General features: G+C 64.1%; 24 protein-coding genes. 11 read left to right on the top strand and 13 right to left on the bottom strand.

Going from position 1 to position 22,465, the window contains the following annotated elements; genetic code table 11:
• Positions 1 to 63 precede the first annotated feature (63 nt).
• Genes gatB through gatC form a run of 3 tightly spaced genes read right to left on the bottom strand, consistent with a single transcriptional unit; the run spans position 64 to position 3,282 of the window.
• Complete coding sequence (gene gatB / locus OQZ28_RS07520; protein WP_458135673.1) at positions 64 to 1,512, bottom strand: Asp-tRNA(Asn)/Glu-tRNA(Gln) amidotransferase subunit GatB; 1,449 nt, start codon at positions 1,510 to 1,512, stop codon at positions 64 to 66.
• Positions 1,509 to 2,993, bottom strand: a complete 1,485-nt coding sequence (gene gatA / locus OQZ28_RS07515; protein ID WP_458135672.1) for an Asp-tRNA(Asn)/Glu-tRNA(Gln) amidotransferase subunit GatA — start codon at positions 2,991 to 2,993, stop codon at positions 1,509 to 1,511. Before gatA ends, gatB begins: the two co-directional genes overlap by 4 nt.
• Position 2,994: 1 nt before the next feature.
• Positions 2,995 to 3,282 (bottom strand): Asp-tRNA(Asn)/Glu-tRNA(Gln) amidotransferase subunit GatC, encoded by a 288-nt coding sequence (gene gatC / locus OQZ28_RS07510; RefSeq protein WP_078527604.1) that lies wholly within the window; start codon positions 3,280 to 3,282, stop codon positions 2,995 to 2,997.
• Positions 3,283 to 3,357: 75 nt separating this feature from the next.
• On the opposite strand from gatC, the gene ruvX reads away from it, so the two are divergent.
• From ruvX to OQZ28_RS07495, 3 genes are all read left to right on the top strand, one after another.
• A complete protein-coding gene (gene ruvX, locus OQZ28_RS07505) occupies positions 3,358 to 3,828 on the top strand; it encodes a Holliday junction resolvase RuvX (protein ID WP_458135671.1) in 471 nt (156 codons plus the stop codon).
• Between the two features lie 165 nt (positions 3,829 to 3,993).
• Entirely contained in the window at positions 3,994 to 4,917 is a 924-nt protein-coding gene (locus tag OQZ28_RS07500) for an MIP/aquaporin family protein (RefSeq protein ID WP_130730909.1), read from the top strand.
• Positions 4,918 to 5,043: 126 nt separating this feature from the next.
• Entirely contained in the window at positions 5,044 to 6,678 is a 1,635-nt protein-coding gene (locus tag OQZ28_RS07495; RefSeq protein WP_458135670.1) for a dihydroxyacetone kinase subunit DhaK, read from the top strand.
• Positions 6,679 to 7,097: 419 nt separating this feature from the next.
• On the opposite strand, the gene OQZ28_RS07490 is transcribed toward OQZ28_RS07495, so the two are convergent.
• Positions 7,098 to 7,448: a zinc ribbon domain-containing protein YjdM gene (locus tag OQZ28_RS07490; protein ID WP_458135669.1), complete on the bottom strand. Its 351-nt coding sequence runs from the start codon at positions 7,446 to 7,448 to the stop codon at positions 7,098 to 7,100.
• A 124-nt stretch (positions 7,449 to 7,572) separates the two neighbouring features.
• Complete coding sequence (locus OQZ28_RS07485; protein WP_165399117.1) at positions 7,573 to 7,719, bottom strand: hypothetical protein; 147 nt, start codon at positions 7,717 to 7,719, stop codon at positions 7,573 to 7,575.
• Here OQZ28_RS07485 and OQZ28_RS07480 point away from each other — a divergent pair.
• Together OQZ28_RS07480 and OQZ28_RS07475 are read left to right on the top strand one after the other, a co-directional pair.
• On the top strand, positions 7,719 to 8,117 hold the full coding sequence (locus OQZ28_RS07480) for a hypothetical protein (protein ID WP_458135668.1): 399 nt from the start codon (positions 7,719 to 7,721) through the stop codon (positions 8,115 to 8,117). The genes OQZ28_RS07485 and OQZ28_RS07480 overlap by 1 nt on opposite strands.
• 283 nt (positions 8,118 to 8,400) lie before the next feature.
• Positions 8,401 to 8,895: a YaiI/YqxD family protein gene (locus tag OQZ28_RS07475; protein ID WP_130731030.1), complete on the top strand. Its 495-nt coding sequence runs from the start codon at positions 8,401 to 8,403 to the stop codon at positions 8,893 to 8,895.
• 111 nt (positions 8,896 to 9,006) lie between these two features.
• Here OQZ28_RS07475 and pgm read toward each other — a convergent pair whose 3' ends face one another.
• Entirely contained in the window at positions 9,007 to 10,665 is a 1,659-nt protein-coding gene (gene pgm, locus OQZ28_RS07470) for a phosphoglucomutase (alpha-D-glucose-1,6-bisphosphate-dependent) (protein WP_458135667.1), read from the bottom strand.
• A gap of 247 nt (positions 10,666 to 10,912) precedes the next feature.
• On the opposite strand from pgm, the gene OQZ28_RS07465 reads away from it, so the two are divergent.
• Entirely contained in the window at positions 10,913 to 11,263 is a 351-nt protein-coding gene (locus OQZ28_RS07465) for a hypothetical protein (RefSeq protein ID WP_130730914.1), read from the top strand.
• A 14-nt stretch (positions 11,264 to 11,277) separates the two neighbouring features.
• On the opposite strand, the gene OQZ28_RS07460 is transcribed toward OQZ28_RS07465, so the two are convergent.
• The 3 genes from OQZ28_RS07460 to OQZ28_RS07450 are packed head-to-tail and all read right to left on the bottom strand — an operon-like array spanning position 11,278 to position 13,384.
• A complete protein-coding gene (locus OQZ28_RS07460; protein WP_458135666.1) occupies positions 11,278 to 12,642 on the bottom strand; it encodes a sodium:solute symporter family protein in 1,365 nt (454 codons plus the stop codon).
• Positions 12,643 to 12,879, bottom strand: coding sequence for a hypothetical protein (locus OQZ28_RS07455; protein ID WP_458135665.1), 237 nt, complete (start codon positions 12,877 to 12,879; stop codon positions 12,643 to 12,645). It lies immediately after the preceding gene.
• 55 nt (positions 12,880 to 12,934) lie between these two features.
• The gene (locus OQZ28_RS07450) at positions 12,935 to 13,384 is read right to left on the bottom strand and encodes a Fur family transcriptional regulator (RefSeq protein ID WP_458135664.1); all 450 of its coding nucleotides are present in this window, start codon (positions 13,382 to 13,384) and stop codon (positions 12,935 to 12,937) included.
• 173 nt (positions 13,385 to 13,557) lie between these two features.
• Here OQZ28_RS07450 and OQZ28_RS07445 point away from each other — a divergent pair, with 173 nt between their 5' ends.
• Together OQZ28_RS07445 and OQZ28_RS07440 are read left to right on the top strand one after the other, a co-directional pair.
• Complete coding sequence (locus OQZ28_RS07445; protein WP_458135663.1) at positions 13,558 to 14,169, top strand: hypothetical protein; 612 nt, start codon at positions 13,558 to 13,560, stop codon at positions 14,167 to 14,169.
• A gap of 54 nt (positions 14,170 to 14,223) precedes the next feature.
• The gene (locus OQZ28_RS07440) at positions 14,224 to 14,397 is read left to right on the top strand and encodes a hypothetical protein (protein WP_458135662.1); all 174 of its coding nucleotides are present in this window, start codon (positions 14,224 to 14,226) and stop codon (positions 14,395 to 14,397) included.
• Here OQZ28_RS07440 and bfr read toward each other — a convergent pair.
• Positions 14,366 to 14,854, bottom strand: a complete 489-nt coding sequence (gene bfr, locus OQZ28_RS07435) for a bacterioferritin (protein WP_078523985.1) — start codon at positions 14,852 to 14,854, stop codon at positions 14,366 to 14,368. The genes OQZ28_RS07440 and bfr overlap by 32 nt on opposite strands.
• Positions 14,855 to 15,017: 163 nt before the next feature.
• Here bfr and mtnK point away from each other — a divergent pair, with 163 nt between their 5' ends.
• Positions 15,018 to 16,250: an S-methyl-5-thioribose kinase gene (gene mtnK / locus OQZ28_RS07430; RefSeq protein WP_458135661.1), complete on the top strand. Its 1,233-nt coding sequence runs from the start codon at positions 15,018 to 15,020 to the stop codon at positions 16,248 to 16,250.
• 1 nt (position 16,251) lies between these two features.
• On the opposite strand, the gene OQZ28_RS07425 is transcribed toward mtnK, so the two are convergent.
• Both OQZ28_RS07425 and OQZ28_RS07420 read right to left on the bottom strand, forming a co-directional pair.
• Positions 16,252 to 17,880 (bottom strand): N-6 DNA methylase, encoded by a 1,629-nt coding sequence (locus OQZ28_RS07425; protein WP_458135660.1) that lies wholly within the window; start codon positions 17,878 to 17,880, stop codon positions 16,252 to 16,254.
• A gap of 7 nt (positions 17,881 to 17,887) precedes the next feature.
• Positions 17,888 to 18,937 carry an AI-2E family transporter gene (locus tag OQZ28_RS07420; protein WP_458135659.1) on the bottom strand — a complete coding sequence of 350 codons (1,050 nt, stop codon included), beginning with the start codon at positions 18,935 to 18,937 and terminating at the stop codon, positions 17,888 to 17,890.
• 166 nt (positions 18,938 to 19,103) lie between these two features.
• Between OQZ28_RS07420 and OQZ28_RS07415 the strand changes: the two genes are divergently transcribed.
• Positions 19,104 to 19,634: a metallophosphoesterase gene (locus OQZ28_RS07415; RefSeq protein WP_458135658.1), complete on the top strand. Its 531-nt coding sequence runs from the start codon at positions 19,104 to 19,106 to the stop codon at positions 19,632 to 19,634.
• A 25-nt stretch (positions 19,635 to 19,659) separates the two neighbouring features.
• On the opposite strand, the gene OQZ28_RS07410 is transcribed toward OQZ28_RS07415, so the two are convergent.
• Positions 19,660 to 20,826 carry a restriction endonuclease subunit S gene (locus OQZ28_RS07410; RefSeq protein ID WP_458135657.1) on the bottom strand — a complete coding sequence of 389 codons (1,167 nt, stop codon included), beginning with the start codon at positions 20,824 to 20,826 and terminating at the stop codon, positions 19,660 to 19,662.
• A 164-nt stretch (positions 20,827 to 20,990) separates the two neighbouring features.
• Between OQZ28_RS07410 and OQZ28_RS07405 the strand changes: the two genes are divergently transcribed.
• Positions 20,991 to 22,352 carry an MATE family efflux transporter gene (locus tag OQZ28_RS07405; RefSeq protein WP_458135656.1) on the top strand — a complete coding sequence of 454 codons (1,362 nt, stop codon included), beginning with the start codon at positions 20,991 to 20,993 and terminating at the stop codon, positions 22,350 to 22,352.
• Positions 22,353 to 22,465: the final 113 nt, after the last annotated feature.

The raw sequence follows: 22,465 nt of genomic DNA, 5'->3' as shown, positions 1-22,465 counted from the left end.
CAGGGCTGCTTCTAGCGTGTTGTCGCAACCCTGCATAGCCCTAAAATACGTTAAAGCCCGTTTTTACAGAACTTTTTTCAGGGCTTCGTTCACCATGGCCGGATTGGCCTTGCCAGCCATGGCTTTCATCACCTGGCCCACAAAAAAGCCGAACAGCCGGTCCTTGCCGCCACGGTATTCTTCCACCTTGTCGGCATTGCGCGCCATCACATCAGCTACAGCGGCGTCAATCGCGCCAGTGTCGGTCACCTGCTTGAGGCCCTTACGCTCCACAATGGCAGCCGCGCTGTCGCCAGTCTCAAGCATGTCCTCGAACACCTCCTTGGCGATCTTGCCATTGATGGTCTTGTCGGACACCAGATCCAGCATGCCCCCCAGTGCCGCAGCCGAGATCGGGCTGTCGGTAATGGTGCGGCCGGTGCGGTTGAGCGCACCAAACAGGTCACCCGTTACCCAGTTGGCGGCAAGGCGGGCATCACGGCCCTTGGCTACTTCCTCGTAATAATCGGCAATGGCCTGCTCGGCCACCAGCACGCTGGCGTCGTAGCGAGGAATGCCATATTCCTTGACGAAGCGGTCGCGCTTGTCATCCGGCAACTCCGGCAGGCCACGCTCAAGCGCGTCCACCCATTCCTGTTCCACAACCAGCGGCAACAGGTCAGGGTCGGGGAAGTAGCGGTAATCGTGCGCGTCTTCCTTGCTGCGCAGCGAGCGGGTCTCGTTACGCGAGGGGTCGAACAGGCGGGTTTCCTGATCCACTTCGCCGCCATCTTCCCATACCTCGATCTGGCGCGTGGCCTCGACCTCGATGGCGTGCATGACATAGCGGATCGAGTTGACGTTCTTGATCTCGCAGCGCGTACGGAACGGTTCGCCCGCCTTGCGCACCGACACGTTCACATCGGCACGCATGGACCCTTCCTCCATGTTGCCATCGCACGTGCCCAGGTAACGCAGGATCTGGCGCAGCTTGCGCAGGTAGGCGCCAGCCTCCTCGGGGCAGCGGATGTCGGGCTCGCTCACGATCTCCATCAGCGCCACGCCAGCGCGGTTGAGATCAATGAAGGAGCGGGCAGGGTCCTGGTCATGCATGGACTTGCCCGCATCCTGCTCCATATGCAGGCGGGTGATGCCGATATGGCGCACGGTGCCATCGCCCAGTTCGATCTCGACCGTGCCTTCACCCACGATCGGGTGGGTGAACTGGCTGATCTGGTAGCCCGTGGGCAGGTCGGCATAGAAGTAGTTCTTGCGGTCGAACCGGCTTTCCAGATTGATGCGCGCACGCAGGCCGAGCCCCGTGCGGATGGCCTGGGCCACACATTCCTGGTTCAGCACCGGCAGCATGCCCGGAAAGCCCGCATCGACCAGGCTCACATGCGTGTTCGGCTCACCGCCATAGGAGGCCGACGCACCGGAAAACAGCTTGGAATGGCTGATGACCTGCGCATGAACCTCAAGGCCCACCACGATTTCCCACGCGCCGGTCTTGCCTTCGATCGTGTAGGTCATTTCGCGGCCTCCGCACGGATGGCAGGACGGTGGGTGAAGCCTGCGGCACTTTCCAAAGCACTGCCGGTGGCCAGCAGGGTTTCCTCGTCAAACGGGCGACCGATAAGCTGCAGGCCCAGCGGCAGGCCGGTGGCCCCAAGCCCCACGGGCACGGACATGGCGGGCATGCCAGCCATGGAGGCAGGTACGGTGAAAATATCGTTCAGGTACATCTGGACCGGATCATCACTCTGTTCACCCTGCGCGAAGGCAGGGGTGGGTGCTGTGGGGGTGAGCAGCACATCCACCTTTCCAAACGCCTCGGTAAAGTCGCGGCGGATGAGGGTGCGCACCTTCTGGGCCTTCAGGTAATAGGCATCGTAATAGCCAGCCGAGAGCACGTAGGTGCCCATCATGATGCGGCGACGCACTTCTGGGCCGAAGCCCGCGCGGCGGGTGGCTTCGTACATGGCATCGAGCGTATCACCCGGCACGCGCTCGCCAAAGCGCAGGCCATCGTAGCGGGCGAGGTTGGACGAGCATTCAGCCGGGGCCACGATATAATAGGTGGCAAGGCCGTATTTCGTGTGGGGCAGCGACACATCCACAATCTCGCAGCCTGCCGCCTTGAGCCATTCGATGCCCTGCTGCCACGCCGCCGCGATCTCGGCGGAGAGGCCCTCGGCGCGGTATTCGGCGGGAATGCCCACCTTCAGCCCCTTGAGGCTGCGACCTATGGCGGCGGAATAATCCGGCACGTCGCAATTGACGCTGGTGCTGTCACGCTCGTCAAAACCGGCCATGGACTGGAGCATGATGGCGCAGTCGCGCACGCTGCGCGCCATGGGGCCAGCCTGATCGAGCGACGAGGCATAGGCAATGGTGCCAAACCGGCTGCACCTTCCATAGGTGGGCTTGAGCCCCACAATGCCGCAATAGGCGGCCGGCTGGCGGATGGACCCGCCGGTATCGGTGCCGGTCGCCCCCATGGCCAGCCCCGCCGCAACAGCCGCGGCCGACCCGCCCGATGAGCCACCGGGCACCAGCGCCGCATCATCGCCATTGCGCTTCCACGGGTTTTCAACCGGGCCGAAGGCAGAGGTGATGTTGGCCGACCCCATGGCGAATTCATCAAGGTTGGTCTTGCCCACGAACACCGCGCCATCGCGCAGCAGGTTGGCCGTGACCGTGCTTTCATAGGGGGGTACGAAGTTCTTGAGGATATTGCTCGCCGCCGTGGTCCGCACGCCATTGGTGCAGAACAGGTCCTTGATGCCCAGCGGGATGCCGGTCAGCGCACGGGCCTCGCCCTTGGCCAGCACGTCATCCGCCTGCTGCGCCGCCTTGAGTGCTTCATCGGCGGTGGTGGTGATATAGGCGTTCAGGCGCGGGTTGAGGGCGGCGATGGCGTCGGTATGCGCGCGCACCAGTTCCACGGCGCTGAATTTGCGCGCGCGCAGGCCCTGGGCGGCATCAGCGATTGTCAGTTCGGTCAGGCTCATCTTATTCAACAACCTTGGGCACGGTATAGAAGGGGCCAACGCCATCGGGCGCGTTGGACAGCACGGCATCACGGCAGTTGCCATCGGTCACCACGTCCGGCCGCGTGCGCAGGGCGGCATGGCCCGTGCCGACCATGGGGGTTACCCCCTCGACATCGACCTCGTTCAACTGCTCGACCCAGCCGAGGATCCCGTTAAGCTCCCCTTGCAGGGCGGGAACATCAGACTCGTCAATACCAATCCGTGCCAGTCTGGCAATGCGGCGGACGGTCGCGGGATCAAGCGACATGAAGCAATAACTTTCCATCAGAACAGGGGCAGAATATCCTGCGGCGCAGGACCGCTGAGGAACATACCCCCGACCATGCCCCTGTTCAACATATCCGATCTCCGTGCAGGCCTGCGCCGCGACCAGCGCCTGCTTGGCCTTGACCCCGGCAAAAAGACGATCGGCATCGCCCTGTCTGACGTGGGCCTGATGCTCGCCTCCCCGCATATGGGGCTCAGGCGCGGAAAACTGTCAGTCAACGCAGCTGAAATCAGCAAGATCGCCCGCGCGCAGGATGTGGGCGGCCTGGTGGTGGGCCTGCCGCTTTCGCTTGATGGCAGCTTTGGCCCCGCAGCCCAGGCGGCGCGGGACTGGACGCTGAACCTGTCCGACATGACCGGCCTGCCTGCGGCGATGTGGGATGAACGGCTTTCCTCCTCCGCCGTGAACCGCTTCCTCATTGCCGAGGCCGACATGACGCGCCAGCGCCGGGGCGAGGTGGTGGACCAGATGGCAGCGGCCTACATCCTGCAGGCCGCCCTTGATGCGTCGGTGCCGCAAGGGTAGGGGCACTTTCGAATTCGTGATGGCATGACTGGATTGTGCCAAAACCGGACCCCACCGGTGCGGGGGCTGCTATGCTGGCCTCCACCACCGGCGCGCACCGGGACGTGACCCCTCCCAAACGCTTCTTTCGCCGGACCCATGTTGCATAAACAAGGATGCCCGGCCATGCGCCTGCCACACCTGCCGTACCTTCATATCCATGTGCATGACCGCCCGCTGGCAGGCGACCCGCACCCGCACAACCTGTTTCACTGGAAGCTGTATTTCTGCGAGGCGATCGCCACCGCCATCCTCATGATCCTTGGCCTGAGTGCCGTCATCCTGCTCAGCGCGCCCGCCAGTCCGCTCGGCGCGGTGCTCATGCACCATCCCTATATCCAGACCGCGCTGTGCGGGCTGTGCTTTGGCCTGTCGGGCACGGCGGCGGCCATGACGCCGTTCGGCAAGGTCAGCGGAGCGCATATCAACCCTTCCGTTACGCTGGCGTTCTCGCTGGCCAGGCGCATCGGCGGGGTTGATGCGCTCAACTACATGATCGCACAGGTGATCGGCGCGTTTATCGGCACGGCAGTGGTGTATGAAGCGGGCAGGCTGATCGCCTGGTGGGGCAACATGGCCGTGGCGGTGCATTATGGCGCGACCGTGCCCTACGGCCAGATTTCAATCTGGTGGGCCATGTGGTCGGAAATGTTCGTGACCGCGGCGCTGATCGCCATGCTGTACTGGCTGGCCGCCCATCCGCGGTGGAAGTTCATCACCCCCTGGTCGGGGGGGTTGTTCTTTCTCGTGCTCAACCCGGTTACGGCATGGCTGTCGGGCAACAGCGTCAATTTTGCGCGCACGCTGGCCCCGGCGCTGTTTGCCGGGCAATGGTCGGGGCTGTGGGTTTACGTGGTGGGGCCCTTCGCCGGGGCGTCGCTTGCGGTCATGGCCATCCGCATGAACCTTTTGGGCAAGCTGCACCTGCTTGAGGCACGACTGGTCAATTTTGGCCATCATGGCCGCGTGCCGGGGCTCGATGATCCGCACCGCAAGCTCAACCACCCCGATGATCCCGACCATGTGCCCCCCGGCGCGGGGCCGGCCTGAACCCGCAGGCCCGCGCAAGGCGCAACCCACACGTGACATATTCCGTTATTTTGCTACGGGGGGATTAGCGGCCATAGTGCCGCGCCGCCATGCCTGCCATGGGCTGCCAAGGGAGAGTGCATAAGAATGAAGCGTTTTTTCAACACGCGCGAAACCGTTGTCACCGAAGCGCTGGACGGGTTCCTGCGCTCAAGCGCGGGCCATCACCTGTGCCGCCTGGATGGCTACCCCGATACCTGCGTGATCATGCGCCGCGAGATCGACCGCCGCGAGGTTTCGGTCATTTCGGGTGGCGGGTCGGGGCATGAGCCTGCGCATGCGGGTTTTGTCGGGCATGGCATGCTGACCGCGGCGGTGTGTGGCGCGCTGTTCGCCTCTCCCTGCGTTGATGCGATCCTGGCCGCGATCCTGGCCACGACGGGGGAGGCAGGCTGCCTGCTGGTGGTCAAGAACTACACGGGCGACCGGCTGAACTTTGGCCTCGCCGCCGAGCGCGCCCGCGCATTGGGCAAGAAGGTGGAAATGGTGACCGTGGGCGATGACATCGCCCTGCCGGATTCAACCACCCCACGCGGCGTGGCAGGCACGGTGCTGGCGCACAAGCTGGCGGGCTATGGCGCGGCACAGGGCTGGTCCCTGGAGCATGTGACCGAATTCGTGCGCGAAGGCACCAAGCGCATGCGCACCATCGGCCTGGCGCTGGAGGACTGCAACCCCTATGAGCCCGCCCGCGCCAGCCGCCTGGCTGCCGAGCAGGCCGAGCTTGGCCTTGGCATTCATGGCGAGCCGGGCGCACAGCGCATTGCCTTGGCGGCCGCCAATGACCTGATGGCACTGGCCGCCCGCACGCTGGAGGCCAGCCTGCCCACAACCGTGCGCAATACCCGCTTCGCCCTCGTGCTCAACAACCTTGGCACCGTGCCAGAGGTGGAAATGGCGCTGCTGCTCGAAGCCTTCAGCCACACGCCACTGGCCCGCCGCATCTCGCACGTGATCGGCCCGGCACCCCTCATGACGGCGCTGGACATGAACGGCTTCTCGCTCACCCTCATCGAGCTTGACGAGGCCATCACCACTGCCCTGCAGGCCCCCGCCCAGCCACGTGCATGGCCCGGCATCACCACATTCGGCAGCCCCAGCGTGGCCCCCATGCCCGCCATGCCCGAGGCGTTTCCCTTCACGCCCAGCCATGACCCGACTGTCGCCAGCCTGCTGGCGCGGGGCGCTGAAGTGCTGGTGGCCAACGAGGCCGCGCTGAATGAACTCGATGGCAAGATCGGCGATGGCGATGCGGGCTCTACCTTCGCCAGCGCTGCGCGTGACATCACCGCCGTGCGCGACCGCCTGCCCATGAACGACCCGCACCAGCTCATGGCCACCATCGGCAATATCCTGACCCAGCATGCCGGTGGCTCGAGCGGGGTGCTGTTTGCCATCATGTTCTCGGCGGCAGGTCACAGCAGGCAGCCCTGGCAGCAGGCCCTGCGCGAAGGACTGGCCCATATGATGGAATGCGGCGGCGCCAGGCCGGGCGACCGCACCATGATCGATGCGCTTTACCCCGCCCTGGAAGCGCTGGCCAATGGCGGCACGCTGCAACAGGCAGCCCTCGCCGCGCGCAAGGGCGCCGATGCCACCACCACCATGGACAGCGCCCGCGCGGGCCGCGCCGCCTACGTGCCCAGCGAGCATGTGCGCAACGTGCCCGACCCCGGCGCCGAGGCCGTGGCCCGCCTGCTTGAAGGGCTGGCGGCTGGCTGAAACACCATGCGGGACGCTCTTTGAGGGGCCTTCCCGCACAGGGCTACGGGGCAGGGGCGACGCTGGGCCATGACGGCCATGCCATTGGCCCAGATGGCGGCGGTGCAAGCCTTTCCATGGTATATGAGATAGGCAATATGGGGAAAATGGCCCGTGCATCCCCCAAGCCTTTGCTGGCGGGCATCGAGCGTGTCGTTCCAGTCCCAGCTTTGCATGAGCGCAACACGTCCTGGAACTTGCCGGAGTGGGATGACACGGTCCGCAGATGACAAAAAGATTGCCTGCATCCCATCCTTTGAGCAGGCCAGCAGGCGCATGAGAACCTTCCCCCGCGCCGCCCCGGCGGGGGCCATCAATGCGGGCGGGAAAACAGGCAGGGCGGGTGGCCCATCCTGACGTATGGCCACCCCAACCAGCAATCAGGCTTTTCTGACGAATTCGGATTTGAGGTTTATTGCACCGATACCCGCGATCTTGCAGGCAATATTGTGCCCGTCCGTGCCATCGACCAGACGGATGCCCTTCACCTTGGTACCCCCCTTGATCACGGAAGAGGCTCCCTTGATCTTGAGGTCCTTGATCACCGTAACACTATCGCCATCGGCCAGTACGTTGCCATTGGCGTCGCGGATCTCGCCGGAGCCATCTGCACCACCTGCCAACCTGTCGTTCGGGTTCCATTCACATCCGCATTCCGGGCAGGTCCACAGGCTGCCATCGGGGTAGACATGTTCGCACCCGCATTCGGGGCATTTGAGGTCGTTTTCCATGATTATCCTTACTGTCTGGGCCCATGCCCATAAAGCATGCATGCCCCGACAGGAAGGATATGGATCATGCAGGGATGATTTTGTGGTTGCAGCCAACCCCGAAGGGGCAGGGGAGGCACGTGCCTTATTGCTGGGGCGCCGTGCCGCCATGGGTGCTCACGCCGGGGCCACCGCCATCATCGGAGCCACCACCGGCGGGCTTGGGTTTGTCGCACCCGGCAAGGCAGGTCAGGACGGCCGCAGCCATCATCATCCGCGCAAGGTTTCGCATTGGTTTTCTCCTCTCCAGCTGTTCTGGCTTTCAAGAGGGGTAAACCGCCGGACCGCGCCACGGTTGCGTATGAAAACAGGGCAGCGCTGCGCCAGCAGGCCTGCGGCGCACATCTCGCGCATGCGCATGCAGCAACGATGGCGGTGCTGGAAGGAAGGATATTCCATCCGGTGCCTGTCCGTCTGTTCGGGGCTGTTCTAGCGGACAGCCTGCTTGCGGAAAAAACGCTCGACAGCCAGCATGCCAAGCAACAGCGCGACGCCAAAGCCTTCGCGTGTATGGTCGATGAGGTAACGCATAACGGCCTCCTCCATTTGGCTTGTCAGCTTCATACTGACGCATCATCGGCGCCAGCGGTAGTAAAAACGCACACATCGCTCTTCACGATATGGAACTGATCGCACAGGCCAGCCGGGTGTTGCGCATGCAGGACCGATTTTTTTTCTTTTCCCGCCGCCCAAGTTAAAAAACCAATTAAAGAAGTTTTTGATGAAGATTTTTTCAAAAAGCTTCAAAAGACACCGCCTGTCCGAAAACAGGACGTTTTTAAGAACGCGTCAGGACATAACCTTGCCAGCGCCCCGCACGACGGCATAGGAAAAAGGTCATGTCATGCTCCCTACCGCACAGCCCCGCCCGTTCCATGCGCCCTCCCGCCCAGCAGCGGGAAGGGGGCCAGCCATGACGCGCATTTTCATTGATGCCGATGCCTGCCCGGTGCGCGACGAGACCTATCGCGTCGCACTGCGCTACGGGCTGCATACCTTTGTCGTCTCCAACAGCGTGCTGGCCGTGCCGGCCTCGCCCCTGATCGAGCGCGTGGTGGTAACACAGGGCATGGACGTGGCTGATGACTGGATTGCCGGGCATGCCGCTGCGCATGACATTGTCATATCAGCCGATATTCCGCTGGCCGCACGCTGTGTCGCGCGCGGGGCCTGCGTGCTCGACCCCAAGGGCCGCATTCTTGATGATAACGCCATCGGCATGGCGCTGGCCGTGCGCAACCTCATGACCGACCTGCGTGATACCGGTGTCATCACCCAGAGCAATCGCGGCTTTACCCGCGCTGACCGCTCCACATTTCTTTCCGCACTTGATACCGCCGTGGTCAAGGCCCGCAAACGCGCGGCAGGGCACGGGCGGCCGCTGCCTGTTGTGCCACCTACAACATGATTGTGGCAGGCGCGTAAAAAAAGCCGCCCGCTTCATGGGAAGCGGGCGGCACCGAGGCTGTGAACGCCGCCTATTTGAAAAAAGGCGGCACCCAAAAACCTTTACATGATCTTACTTCTGCGCAGCCTTGGCAAACAGGGCCGAGATCGCATCCTGCGCCTCGGTCTGGATAGCCTTGAGGTGAGCCTCGCTCTTGAAGCTCTCGGCATAGATTTTATAGACATTTTCCGTGCCGGAGGGGCGGGCGGCAAACCAGCCATCCCTGGCCGAGACCTTCAGGCCCCCGATGGCCGCGCCATTGCCCGGCGCGTTGGTCAGCGTGCTGACAATCGGCTCGCCCGCAAGATCGCTCATGCCGATCTGCTCGGGCGAGAGGTTTTTCAGGATTGCCTTCTGCGCCGGATCGGCAGGCGCGTCGATGCGGGCGTAGTACGGCGTGCCAAGGCGCTTGGTCATGGCTTCGTATGCCGCACCGGGGGTCTGTTTGGTGCGGGCCGTGATCTCGGCGGCGAGCAGGCCAAGGATGATGCCGTCCTTGTCCGTGCTCCATACCGTGCCATCGCGGCGCAGGAAGGACGCGCCAGCACTTTCCTCACCACCAAAGCCGAGCGTGCCGTTATACAGGCCATCGACAAACCACTTGAAGCCAACGGGCACTTCCACCAGCTTGCGGCCGATTTCCTTGGCCACGCGGTCAATCATGCTGCTGCTGACCACCGTCTTGCCCACACCGGCTGCGGGGTTCCAGTTGGCGCGGTTGTTGAACAGGAACTCGATGGCGGTGGCAAGGTAATGGTTGGGGTTCATCAGCCCGTACTTGCCCGACACAATGCCATGGCGGTCGGCATCGGTATCGTTGGCGAAGGCGATGTCAAAGCGGTCCTTCATCTGCACAAGGCGCGCCATGGCGTAGGGCGATGAGCAGTCCATGCGGATCTGGCCATCCCAGTCAGCGGTCATGAAGCGGAAGGTGGGGTCGACTTCCTTGCTCACGATGGTGGCGTTGATGCCGTATTTGTCAATGATCGGCTGCCAGTAATCCACCGCCGCGCCGCCAAGCGGGTCGATGCCGATGGAAATGCCGGATTCACGGATGATGTCCATGTCCACCACGGCGGCAAGGTCATCCACATACGGGTTGATGTAGTCATGCCGCTTCGTGGTGGGGGCCGTGAGCGCCTGCTCGTACGGCACGCGGGCAACACCCTTCATGCCCTTGGCCATGTAGTCGTTCGCCGCGTTCTCGATCACCTTGGTGATGTCGGTATCAGCCGGGCCGCCATGGGGCGGGTTATATTTGAAGCCACCATCCTCGGGCGGGTTGTGCGAGGGCGTGATGACCACGCCATCGGCAAGGTCGCTGTTGCGGCCACGGTTGCACGTCAGGATGGCATGCGAGATGACGGGGGTCGGGGTATAGCCGTCCTTGTCATCAATGCGCACTTCAATGCCATTGGCGGCAAAGACTTCAAGGGCTGATTTCAGCGCCGGGCGCGAGAGTGCATGCGTGTCGATGCCGATGAACAGCGGCCCGGTAATGCCCGCGTTCTTGCGGTAGTCAGCAATGGCCTGGCTGATCGAGAGGATATGGTTTTCATTGAAGCTGGTATGCAGCGATGAGCCCCGGTGCCCCGAGGTGCCAAACGCCACCCGCTGTGTTGCAATGGCGGGATCAGGCTTGCGGGTATAATAGGCATCAAGCAGGGCATCGATATTGACAAGACGGTCCGGATCGACCGGCTTGCCGGCAAAAGGGCTTACGCTGGGCATTGACTGCTCCCGAAATACATTATGAAAAAGCGCATATTCCAACAAATTTCCTTACAGCCCGCCCCGGCATGCGTCCAGCCACGCAAGGCAGGAAAATGAACCGGAGGCGGCAAGGAAACGCATCATGCCATGACACTGGCGCGCGCTTTGGGGGAATGACATTGAACTATATCAAAATCCGGACCTTTTTCGTTTCCTTGCCTACGCATCACGTTCCCGCGCGGGCCTGTTGCGCAGGGCAGGGGACATGTCCACTCTACAGGGCATGAATACCCCCACAGCCACCGATCATGCCGAACACCTGCGCCGCGACCGGCTGGAGCGCCTGCTGCGGCGCCTGCCCGCGCGGGGCGAACAGGCCATGCGCTGGCTGCTTCAGCCCGGGCGGGTCGTCATGCGCGGCATCATGGGCGGAGTGCTGATCGTGGGGGGCATATTCAGCTTCCTGCCGGTGCTGGGGTTATGGATGCTGCCGCTGGGCATTATCCTGCTGGCGGAGGACGTGCCTTTCCTGCGCAGGCTGAGCGCGCGCATGCTGGAATGGATAGAACGCCGCCACCCGAACTGGCTGGCGCCCGCAACGCCCCACAAAGGCTGAGGCGCAGGCCCGGTTCAACGCGCGCAGGACGACCGGTGCAAAGCCGCCACTGCCACGATCAGGGCATTGACCCCCAGCCCGACCAGGCCGGGATTGACCCCGCCGGGCATGAGGCCCGCCCAGTACAGCCCCACCGCCAGCCCGTCACCCGCAACAAGCCCCGCCGCAATGGCCAGAGGGGATACCCGCCACCCGCACAGGGCCACCAGCAGCCCAGGCGCGATCTGGATCATGCCCAGGTAATACAGGTTGTTGAGCGTGACCATGATGCTGCCCAGCCCCGCTGCCCCGGCGGCAGAAAGCAGCAGATAGACCCCGATCACGACCTGCGCGCCCACGCGCTGGCCCCTGTCGGACAGGCCATGGAGCATGTTGCGCGAGACCAGCGGCCCGATGGCAAGGCACACGCCCGCCAGGATGACCAGCGCCGAGATCGCGCACCCGCCCGCAACAATACCCTGCATCCACGGCGGCAGGGTGGTGGTCACGCCCAGCATGAACACATCATTGGCCGATGAGACGGCCAGCCCGCGTTTGCGCACGAATTGCGCGATCATGTACAGAAAGGGGAACATGAGCATGTAAAGCGGCATGAGGATCTGGTTGCGGCGCACCATCCGTGCCGAACGCGCAGTAAACACGAACGCCACCGCCTGTGGCGTAATGCACAGCCCCAGTGACTGGAGCATGATGGTAGAGACCACGAACAGGTCCTGCCGCGCGGGCACGGCGGCGGCAGGGGTCGCCACATACGCAGCGGGCAGGCCCGTGGCTAGCAGGGCCGCACTCCCTCCGGCCACGATGGCCAGCACCAGCAGCACATCCTTCAGCACCGATACATAGGCCGGAGCGCGCACGCCCGCCAGCGCCACCCAGCCAAAGGTCATGCCCGCGCCAGTACCTGCCAGCATGGCGGGTGTTACATGCCAGTGCAGGCTGCGCATGACCGAAATCAGGCCGGTAAACTGCGTCTGCCCCAATGGCAGCAGAAAGGCCACGGCATTGACCGCCACCACGATTTCCAGCAGCCGGCTGCCAAAATGCGCGCGAAAAATATCAGCCAGCGTCATGCTGCCTGTCCTGCGCCCCAACTGCCACAACAGCGGCGCAAGCACGAACCCCACAGGGTAGGACAGCAGGATATACCCCATGAACCACCCGGCAAACGCCGCGCCATGCAGGTACACGCCCGTTGAAAAGCCCAGCACGCTGCCAATGCTGTAGGTCTCGCCAATGGTCAGGAAAAAGACCAGCAGGCCACCAAGTTGCCCGGATGCAACAAAGAAATCACGCGCATTGCCACTGCCGCGCCGCACCCGCGCATACACCGCCAGGGCAATGGAGGCGGCAATGACCACGCCAAAGCTGAGGAATTCCATTCAGTCCGCCCGGACCCGGCCCAGCCGCCATGCCACCGCCATGCAGACTGGCACCAGCACCATGCAGGCAAACAGCCACGCCACCCCCGGGGGGAAACCAAAGACCACGCCATCAACATGCTCAAATAACAGAAAGCCCCCGATAACCAGCCCATAAGGCAGCCCCAGCCCCACAACCAGCATAAGCGGCGTGGTGGCAGGCAGCGCTTCACGGGCGTTATCAGGGGTGTCAGACACGCGCATCAGGCCCTGTGGTCAGGGGAAAGGGGGCAAGCAGGCGAAACGCTGCTTTTCAGCCATTGCCGCGCGGCTTCGCCTTCCTGCGGCCTACAACCGAGAGGCGGGTGGTAACAAGGTCATAACCCATCTCGCGCACGATATTTTCCAGCAGGGCATCGAGTTCGGGATTTTCGAATTCGATCACCTTGCCGCTATCGGCGTCGATCAGGTGGTAATGATCACCATGATCGCCATCGGCCACTTCATAGCGCGCCCGACCGCCGCCAAAGTCACGGCGCTGGAGAATGCCGTTTTCCTCGAACAGGCGCACGGTACGATACACCGTGGCGATGGAAATGCGCGGATCGACTTCCACCGCGCGGCGGTACAGTTCCTCCACATCTGGGTGGTCATCGCTGTCCGACAGGACGAAGGCAATCGTCCTGCGCTGGCCCGTCAGTTTCAGGCCGCGTTCACGGCACAGGTCGGCCAGGGGAGAATCGGGAAAAGTCGGCTCTTTCATCGCCTCATAGCATAATGCATACAGACCGCCCCGGTCCAGTAGGGATAAGCGGTTCGGGCTGTCGATTTTAATTGCAAATGATAATCTTTCTCATTAATACGGTCTCACCAACACATTCAGGGAGCGGGCCGCAGCCACGGCCCGAGCGGATGATGACCAACACCACAGTTTTCATGAATGATCTTTCATCAAGCGAACGCCTGCTGGTCTGGTGCGTGCGCCGCCTGAGCGGGCAGGGCGACGACACGCGGGGCACGCCAGGGCTGGCGCTGCCGTGTTTCCGGGCTGATTTCGCTGCTGTGATCGAGGCGTTCCACATGGCCATGAACCGCCTGCGGGCCTACCAGCGCGCGCCGGTGGATGTGGCGATCTGCTCGGCAACACACCTGACCGGCACGGAAAACCGCTTCCTGCTGGCCGCCGCAGCAGCACAGGAGGGGCACGAGGGCGAAGTGCGGCGCATGCTGCGGCCCATCTTCGTTCACCATCATGTGCTCTCGCCCTTTGCCGCCGCCATTACGCAACTCGGCGCGTGCCTGGCGGGGGCGGGCTACTGGCTGCCGCGGCGGGGCAACATGCTTGTGGCATCCAGCCGGGTGCCTGTCACGCAGCCGCGCCAGATGGGGGTGGCTACGGCACGGCCCGCACCCCGGCCCCATGCGCAGCAGGCCCAGCCCGTGGGTGCAGGCTGCCTTGCAGCCATGCGCTGGCACAATGGCGACATGGGCCACGCGCAGGTCATGTGGCCCGGCCCTGCCGCCAGCGTGCACACAGGTAGCCTGTAAAAAAACCAAGGGGGCCGCACGATCGTGCGGCCCCGGCATGGCGGGATGACAGCAATGCCACCCATCGTATCGATCCGGCAGGCGCGCCGGTTCATGGAAAATGCTTTCCTCGACCTGCTCGACATCCTTGCCTGGCAGGAAGGCGCGCCGCCTGCCACCGGCCCTGACCGGCCGGCGGGCCCGCATGGTGGCGGGATTACTCCTGATCGGGAGCAGGGGCGGAGTTGAGCTTGATGTACTGCGGCAGGCCAAGCTGCTTGATGAGGTCGAACTGGCGGTCCAGAAAGTCCTCGTGCTCTTCCTCGTTCACCAGGATGCGCAGCAGCAGGTCGCGCGAGACGTAGTCACGCACGCTCTCGCAATAGGCGATGCCTTCACGCAGGTCGCCAATCGCCTTTTCTTCCAGCTTCAGGTCACATTTGAGGATTTCCTCAACGTCCTGGCCCACAAGAATGGTGTTGTAGCGCTGCACGTTGGGCAGGCCACCGAGGTAGAGGATACGCTCGATCAGCCAGTCGGCGTGCTTCATCTCCTCGATGGATTCCTCGTATTCCTTCTTGCCCAGCAGGGTCACGCCCCAGTGGCGCAGCGTGCGGGCATGCAGGTAATACTGGTTGATCGCCGTCAGCTCGTTCGTGAGCTGGGTGTTCAGGTGCTCGATGACCTTGGGGTCCTTGATGGGCATGTCCGTCTTCCTGTCTTGATGAATATATTATACCCCTCACGGGTTACTGTGTGGCAGGCCGTAACGCAATTACAAAAAAGCGTTGCATAACCATGCCCTGCGCGCGACCCTGCGGCCGGGCCACGCCAGGCCACGGCCACCACGCAGGGCAGGGGTAAGCCATATGGACCAGACCAGCTACCGCACACTTGATGCAGGCGGCATCCGCGCATTCCTTGCCGGTCTGCCCACTATTGCCACCCGCCTTGGCGGCCTGCCCGAACGGTGGCAGGTGCGCGAGGTCAGTGATGGCAACCTCAACAACGTGTTTCTCGTCACCGGACCTGCGGGGGAGGTGTGTCTCAAGCAGTCGCTGCCGCATGTGCGCGTGGACCCGAGCTGGAAAATGCCGCTCGACCGCACGCATTTCGAGGCCGAATGGCTTACCGCCATCGGCCCGCTGGTGGGCGGACTGACCACCGAATACCTGCATTTCGACCCGGTGCTTTACGTGCTGGTGGTCGAGAGCCTGTCCGGCCACACCGTGTTGCGCACGGCGCTGATGCAGGGAGCGGACTGGCCGGAGGTCGCGCCGCGCATTGGCACGTTCGTGGCCCGGGCGTGTTTCGGCACCTCGCTGCTCGCCCGCCCGTTCGAGGATGTGTTTGACGCCCGCCGCCTTTTTGCCGCCAACCAGGCCCTGACCCGCATCACGCTCGACCTGGTGTTTGACGACCCGTACCGCGACCACCCGCGCAACCACTGGCATGATACCGCCCTGAGCCCCATCGTGCTCGATATCCGCACCAGTGCCGCGGCACTTCTGGCCGTCGAGAACCTGCGGCGGCGCTTCCTGTCGCAGCCCCAGGCACTGTTGCATGGCGACCTGCATACCGGCTCGATCATGAGCACGGCGGATGATACGCGGGTAATCGATGGCGAGTTCGCGCTGTATGGGCCGATCGGGTTTGACTGCGGCATGTTCGTGGGCAACCTCGTGCTGCATTTCTTTGCAACACCAGACCTTGCGGCGCGGCAGGCGGTGCTGCGCGATATTGACAGCTTCTGGCGCAGCTTCCACACGCAGTTCATGGCGCTGTGGAACGCCGATGACGCTCCGCCGCCCGGCACGCTGCGCCCGCTGGCCTATGGCCCGGCGGCCCATGTGGCGCAACAGGCCTTCATGGATGAGGTGATGGGCGACACCATCGGCTTTGCCGCCATCGAGATTATCCGCCGCCTCATAGGTTACGCCCATACGGCGGATTTCGACACCATTACCGATCCACGCCTGCGCGCCACCTGCCGTGCAGGCGCGCTGGCCTTCGCCTATTACGTGCTCGACCACCTGGCGGACATACGCACGATCGCGGATTTCCTGTCCTGCCTGGGCGAGAATGAGAGGAAGGGCATATAAATCAGGACATGCCGCCGGGCATGAGGGCCGCCAGCCGGGCCATGGAGGCACGCATGTCGGCCTCGATTTCAGGCAGGGCGCGACAGGGTTCGGACGTGTCGAAATACCGGGCAAACGAAATGGCGCATCCAATGCCCTCCCGCGCCATGTCCAGCCGGGCCGTGGGGTCATGCGGGGCAATCAGGCGGTCAAACCAGTCCTGCGGGTCGGTTTCCATGCTGGTGGTGAACACCGTGCGGGTCGGTGCGCCCGCATGATCCGCACAGGTCACGCTCAGGCTGCGATATAAGAACGCCCGCGCCGGTACCTGGCGTGCAAAACCGGTGCGTCGCCCCTGCGCCGCGCCCTCTTCAGGTGGCATGAGGCGCCATGCGGCAGGCGCGCCATCCGGGCCATCGCGCACCTCAAGGTCCAGTTCCGTGCCATCAAGTGCTGCTTGCACGACAGCAGCCACATGGGCCTGCGTCATCTCGCGCCGTTTCTCGCCATGGCTGCGGCTGCACCGCTGCCACAGCGCCGCCGCATTGACCAGGCTGACCAGGCCACGACGGGCGGCGGGCTTGTTGTTATCCAGCACCCACACATAGGTGCTGATGCCGGTATTGATGAACATATCCTGCGGCAGGGCAATGAGCGTATCAATCAGGTCATGCTCCACCAGGTAGCGGCGAATGGCGGATTCACCGCTCTCCACCCCGCCACCGTTCAGGGCGGCTCCGTGCGTGACCACGCCAATGCGGCTGCCGCCATGGCGGGGGGCGCGCATCTTGGCGAGCAGGTGCAGCATGAACAGCATCGATCCGTCCGACACGCGCGGCAGGCCCGGCCCGAAGCGCCCTCGCGCGCCCAGCGCATGTTCCGCCTCCACGGATGCGCGAATGGCACGCCAGTCCAGCCCAAAGGGCGGATTGGCCAGCATGCGGCCAAAACGCTGCCGGGCATGGCCATCGGCCAGCAGCGTATCGCCATGCACCACCTGCCGGGGCCTGAGCCCGCGCAGCAGCAGGTCGGCACGCGCCAGGGCACAGGACTGCCCGCTCAGCTCCTGCCCGTACAGATCCACCATGACCCCGCGCGCGCGCAGGCGGTCAGCAGCACGGCCAAGCAGGGCGCCGGTGCCGGCGGCAGGGTCATAGAGCGCAGGCCGGGTGCCGGGCGTGTCGGGGGCGCAGACAAGATCGACCATCAGGTCTGCCACCTCCGGGGGCGTGTAATGCGTGCCGGTGCCCTGCGTGGTAGTGAAATGGCTGACCAGTTCCTCGAACAGCCGGGCCATGGCTTCGCTGCCATGCAGGGTGGGGGAAAGGTCAAGGGCAGCGAAATGCGCGGCCAGCGGGCCCAGCATGCCAACCGCCGCCAGCCGCCGCGCCAGTCGCTCGATCTCAAGCTGCGCCATGATGTCGCGCATGGCGGCGGGCAGGCGCTCAATCTGCCCCGCCAGCACCCCGAACGGGTCGGTCGCGCAGGCAATGGCCGCAAGCCCTACACGCGCGGGCGGGCGGGCCTGCTCAAGCCGCCGCAGCACGGTAAAGGCCAGTATTGCAGGCCCGTATTCAACCGGCGGCAACACGCGGCGCAACTGGCCCGCAATGCGCCATATGGCTGCAGCCGAGAGCAGGGGCATGGTCATGGGCGAGTTAACGGGCGCGTTCTTCCGCCGCCGCCGTGCGCCAAAGCGACAGGGCAACGGCAATGACCGCAGGCCCGATGAACAGCCCGAGCAGGCCAAACACGTGCAGCCCCCCCAGAATGGCCGTCAGCACCGCAAGGAAGGGGATGCTGGTGCTGCCACTGATCAGCTTGGGCCGCACGAAGTGGTCGCCCGCGCCATAGGCAATGGTGCCGATCACGCCCACGATCACCGCCTGCATCACGCCATTGGCCGCAAAGGTCATGAGCGTGGTCACGCAGAGCAGGATCGGCCCGCAGAACGGGATGACACTGACCACTGCGGTGACCAGCGTGAGCAGGGCAGGGTGCGGGGTGCCTGCAATGAAGTAGCCAATGCCCACCAGCACGCCCTGGCCCAGCCCCACCAGCACCAGCCCTGCCACCGTGCCGCGCACCGCACCCACGGTGTTGCGGATCACATCACGCGCGCGCCCACCCAGAAAATGCTGCCCGACCGCGCGGATATCGGCAATGAGCGTTTGCGAGGCGTGGAGATAGAAATAGACCGACAGCGTGGCGATGATGAAGGTCTCGGTCATTTCCATCAGGCGATGCGGCAGTTCGCGCCCGTCGCCGGTGGCCACCATGCGCGACGCCACGCCGGTCCAGTGCCGCAGTTCATCGGGGTCGGACAGGTAGCGCTGCCACAACCCGGCCAGCCTCGGGCCAATGCGCGGGATTTCATTGATCTGCGGCGAGACGGGAATGCCATCATGCAACGCGCTTCGCCCCCACGCCATGAGCGATGGAATTTCCAGCCCCGCCCGCACGGCCATGGCAATCATGGGCACGGCCAGCAGCGCAAAGATGGCCGCCGCGATCAGCCCTGCCGCCACCCCGCGGCCCATGCCGCGCCCGACCAGCCGGTTAAAGAGCGGGAAGGTGGTGATGGTGAGGATGCCCCCCCACACGAAGGCAAACAGGAATGACTGTTCGATCCATGCGGAAAACAGCAGGACCGCACAGACGAATATGAAGGTTCCGACATACTGGGTCCGGCTCCGGTTTTCTTCCATATGGTGTGCTCTATCCTGCTGGAGTTCATAAAGGCTGCAATATAACGCAACGCCTGTGGTCATGGCAGCACAGGGTAAAGGCCCGGTTTACAAAAAGACACCATCCATCTTGTCCATACGGGCGCAAGCTGGTCCATTAGCATCCCTTTTCTGACCCGGATGCAGCATGTCGCGCCCTTCGAGAACCTTTTTTACCGCCGACACCCATTTCGGCCATGCCAATATCATCCGCTACACGAAGCGCCCCTTTGAAACGGTGGCGGAGATGGATGCCACGCTGGTCAGCAACTGGAACGCCACCGTCGGCCCCGATGATGATGTATGGCACCTTGGCGATGTCGCGCACGGCACGCAGCGGACCGAAGCGATCCTGCCCCGGCTGAATGGCCGCAAGCACCTGATCTGGGGCAATCATAACAGCGAGGCCGTGCGGACGCTGCCGGGCTGGGCGTCATCACAGGCCTATGTCGAACTCAGGCTCGATGGCCGCAGGGTCGTGCTGTTTCATTATCCCATCGCGGAGTGGAACGGCTTCTGGCATGATGCACTGCATTTTTATGGCCATGTCCATGACAGGTTCACGCCCACCAGCCTGTCCTATGACGTGGGGGTGGATGTGTGGGATTACCGGCCCGTCGCATTCAATGACATCGTTGAAACCCTCAGCGGGCTGGCCCCGCCCGCACGCCCTGCCTGACGTAACACGCCCGGCCGCCCCGCTTTCATGAAGGCGGGGCCGCGCCCATGGCTGCGCGCCTGACAGCAACGCGGTATTCACGCAGCAGGCCCCGCAGTCGCGCCCGTTCATCAGCCTGTGCCGTGACCTGCTCCAGTCGTGCCCACACCGCCCGTGCGACTCTGCGCTGGCATGCCAGCGGCGGCAGGGTCAGTTCCAGCGAGGCCAGTGTGAGCGTATCCACCTCGGGGAACACGCTGCCCCCCGCGCGGCGGCGCAGTTCCGGCGCTGCCGCCCATAACGCCAGCGCCGCATAGCGCAGGTCCACATTCTCCCCGCGCGGCACCAGCGCCTTGCACCCCTGGCTGACCGCAAGCGGCCCGCGCCCCAGCCCCACCCGGCCCACGGGGGCACGGGTTGACACCACCAGCGCGCCTGCGGGCACCAGTATGGCCCGGCACGCGGCCAGTCCCGCCGCCGAAAGGCCGCGCAGCCCGCGCGTGACCCAGCAGGGGCGCCCGGGCGGCAGGTCCGCAGGGGTCAGCCACGTGACGTCATCGCCCCAGTAGGCAGGCTGGGTCGTGGCGGGCGTACCACCGCCAACAATGTCAAATACATGCCCCACCAGCCGCCGGGCGCCACGTGCCGCCCGGGCGGCCTGCGCAATGATGGCCTGGACCTGCTCGCGCGCCAGCCCGTCAAGCCCGTCAAGCAGGTGCAACTGCCCGTCAATGCGCTGCAGGCTGCCTTCCAGCCGGTCGGCCACAAGGCGCTGGCAGGCAAGGGAAGGGCTGGGGACAGGCAGGCTGTTCATGCGCGCGCGCGTCAGCTTGGCGCGGGTCGCGCCCTCCACATATGGCCCATAGGAGAGGGTATTGAGGGCATGCGCCACGAAGCGGCCATCCACGCCCGCGCGCGGGCGCAGCACATGCACATGATTGCCCGCCCATAACGGCCCTTCATGAAAGAAGGCAACATCACGCATGGGATCGGCAAAAGGCGCGCCGTCCTCACCAAGCAGCACGAGGGCGCCATCAAACAGCGCCCGGTCGACATGACCGGTCACGCCACTAGCCCCGTGATAGGGCACCGGACCCGGCCGTTGCGCCCGCTGCGCTCGGTTGAGGGGCACGCGGCCTGCATCAAGGCACTCGACCAGGGCGCCAAGCGGCACCACGGGCCATGACGGGGGCAGGCTGTCGTCGCACGTCATGCCTTACTCCTTACCGTATAAAAAATACATCATGACAGGCGTTTGCGCCGCATGGCTGCTGGCCGTGCGCCATCGGGTCGTATAAACCCCACCCCAAGCACCATACATACCGCGTGCCACACACGATCATGACCCGGCGGGGCCATGGGTGAAGCAGGGGGTTCATGACGCGTCCAACCACATCCTTCGGGGCGGAATTCCGTTCCATCCTTGCCATTGCCGGACCGATGGGCCTGTCGCAGTTCGCCCAGATGCTGATGGGTGTGACCGATAACGTGCTCCTTGGCAGCCTGGGCGCCACGGCCCTTGCCATTGGCGGGCTGGCCACGGGCACGTTCTTCACCCTCAACGCCATCCTTGCCGCCATGATCGAGGCCGGTGGCATCCTGCTCTCGCAGGCGCGCGGGCGGCAGGACCATGCAAGCCTTGGCACCACCATCACCTCCATGCTCATGATTGCCATCGTGCTGTGCGGGCCGGAACTGTTCTGCCTGTACCATATCGATACGCTCCTGGCATGGCTGCACGAGCCCGAGGCCATCCGCGCGCCGGTGACCGGGTTCGTGCATATCCTGATGTGGGCGGTGCCGCCTGCGCTGCTCGGCCAGGGCGTGCTGACCACGGCGCTGCCGGTCATGGGCGCGCAGGGCATTCTCATGCGGGTGATGCCGTGCATTACGGTGGTGAACGGGGTGCTGAACGCAACGCTCATCCATGGCTGGCTTGGCCTGCCCGCGCTGGGGCTGCATGGCTCGGCGGTGGCGACTGTCATCACCCTGTGGTGCATGCCCCTCATCTTGCTGGCGTTCATGGCACGCAGGCCCGAACTGCGCACGACACTACGCCCGCGCGCGCATGACTGGGGGCATACGCGTGCCCTGCTGCGCACCGGCCTGCCCATGCTGGCCGCCGCGATGGCGGAGGTCACGCTGTTCCAGGCCAACAGCTTCGAGGCCGCCAAGCTGGGCAATGCCGGGCTGGCGGCGTTCCAGATCATGCTTGGCATCGGCATGCAGTGCTTCGTGCTGTACCTGGCCATGGCGCAGGCCTGCAACATACGCGTGGGCTACTGGACGGGCCGCGACGACCCGGCCATGGTCCACCGTGCCGCCAGTGCGGGCATGGTGCTGGGCCTGGGGGTGGCCTGCGTGACCACGCTCATCCTGGCGCTGGGGCGGCAGGCCATCATCGGCTTCTATCTCGATGCAACCCTGCCGGAAAACGCACAGGCGGTGCATCTGGCACTTGCCCTCCTGCTGATCGGCGCGGCCTTTCAGGTGCCTGACGCCCTGCAGGCCATCGCCACGGGCATCCTGCGCGGGCAGGGTGATACCACTATACCCATGGTGCTGGCCATTATCGGTTACTGGGGGCTTGGCTTTCCCGCCGGGATATTCCTTGCCTTTGACCGGAGCATGGGCGTGCAGGGCCTGTGGTACGGCATTGGCCTCGGGCTGGTGGCGGTATTCGTGCTCCATGGCACCCGCATCCTGTGGCGCATGAAGCGCACGGCGCAAAAAGGATAGAAAAACCAGCGCCGCCCGGCCTTTCCAGCCCGCACAGGGCTGCTTTTTTTAAAAGGCGGCGTTTCCTGAAGCTTTTTGAAGAAAAGCTTCACCAAAAACGTCCTTTAATTCTA

The sequence above is a fragment of the Komagataeibacter sp. NFXK3 genome (genome assembly GCF_054182245.1).
This window is presented reverse-complemented; position numbering and strand designations above follow the sequence as displayed.

Excerpts from the sequence above, each read along its gene's own strand:
- pgm (WP_458135667.1), bottom strand. The coding sequence starts at position 10,665 with ATGCCCAGCGTAAGCCCTTTTGCCGGCAAGCCGGTCGATCCGGACCGT.
- OQZ28_RS07415 (WP_458135658.1), top strand. The coding sequence starts at position 19,104 with ATGTCGCGCCCTTCGAGAACCTTTTTTACCGCCGACACCCATTTCGGC.
- OQZ28_RS07445 (WP_458135663.1), top strand. The coding sequence starts at position 13,558 with ATGAATGATCTTTCATCAAGCGAACGCCTGCTGGTCTGGTGCGTGCGC.
- bfr (WP_078523985.1), bottom strand. The coding sequence starts at position 14,854 with ATGCCCATCAAGGACCCCAAGGTCATCGAGCACCTGAACACCCAGCTC.
- OQZ28_RS07500 (WP_130730909.1), top strand. The coding sequence starts at position 3,994 with ATGCGCCTGCCACACCTGCCGTACCTTCATATCCATGTGCATGACCGC.
- OQZ28_RS07485 (WP_165399117.1), bottom strand. The coding sequence starts at position 7,719 with ATGCGAAACCTTGCGCGGATGATGATGGCTGCGGCCGTCCTGACCTGC.
- OQZ28_RS07440 (WP_458135662.1), top strand. The coding sequence starts at position 14,224 with ATGCCACCCATCGTATCGATCCGGCAGGCGCGCCGGTTCATGGAAAAT.
- OQZ28_RS07495 (WP_458135670.1), top strand. The coding sequence starts at position 5,044 with ATGAAGCGTTTTTTCAACACGCGCGAAACCGTTGTCACCGAAGCGCTG.
- mtnK (WP_458135661.1), top strand. The coding sequence starts at position 15,018 with ATGGACCAGACCAGCTACCGCACACTTGATGCAGGCGGCATCCGCGCA.
- OQZ28_RS07410 (WP_458135657.1), bottom strand. The coding sequence starts at position 20,826 with ATGACGTGCGACGACAGCCTGCCCCCGTCATGGCCCGTGGTGCCGCTT.
- OQZ28_RS07475 (WP_130731030.1), top strand. The coding sequence starts at position 8,401 with ATGACGCGCATTTTCATTGATGCCGATGCCTGCCCGGTGCGCGACGAG.
- gatB (WP_458135673.1), bottom strand. The coding sequence starts at position 1,512 with ATGACCTACACGATCGAAGGCAAGACCGGCGCGTGGGAAATCGTGGTG.
- OQZ28_RS07425 (WP_458135660.1), bottom strand. The coding sequence starts at position 17,880 with ATGACCATGCCCCTGCTCTCGGCTGCAGCCATATGGCGCATTGCGGGC.
- OQZ28_RS07460 (WP_458135666.1), bottom strand. The coding sequence starts at position 12,642 with ATGGAATTCCTCAGCTTTGGCGTGGTCATTGCCGCCTCCATTGCCCTG.
- OQZ28_RS07420 (WP_458135659.1), bottom strand. The coding sequence starts at position 18,937 with ATGGAAGAAAACCGGAGCCGGACCCAGTATGTCGGAACCTTCATATTC.
- OQZ28_RS07490 (WP_458135669.1), bottom strand. The coding sequence starts at position 7,448 with ATGGAAAACGACCTCAAATGCCCCGAATGCGGGTGCGAACATGTCTAC.
- gatA (WP_458135672.1), bottom strand. The coding sequence starts at position 2,993 with ATGAGCCTGACCGAACTGACAATCGCTGATGCCGCCCAGGGCCTGCGC.
- OQZ28_RS07465 (WP_130730914.1), top strand. The coding sequence starts at position 10,913 with ATGTCCACTCTACAGGGCATGAATACCCCCACAGCCACCGATCATGCC.
- OQZ28_RS07450 (WP_458135664.1), bottom strand. The coding sequence starts at position 13,384 with ATGAAAGAGCCGACTTTTCCCGATTCTCCCCTGGCCGACCTGTGCCGT.
- ruvX (WP_458135671.1), top strand. The coding sequence starts at position 3,358 with ATGCCCCTGTTCAACATATCCGATCTCCGTGCAGGCCTGCGCCGCGAC.
- OQZ28_RS07405 (WP_458135656.1), top strand. The coding sequence starts at position 20,991 with ATGACGCGTCCAACCACATCCTTCGGGGCGGAATTCCGTTCCATCCTT.
- gatC (WP_078527604.1), bottom strand. The coding sequence starts at position 3,282 with ATGTCGCTTGATCCCGCGACCGTCCGCCGCATTGCCAGACTGGCACGG.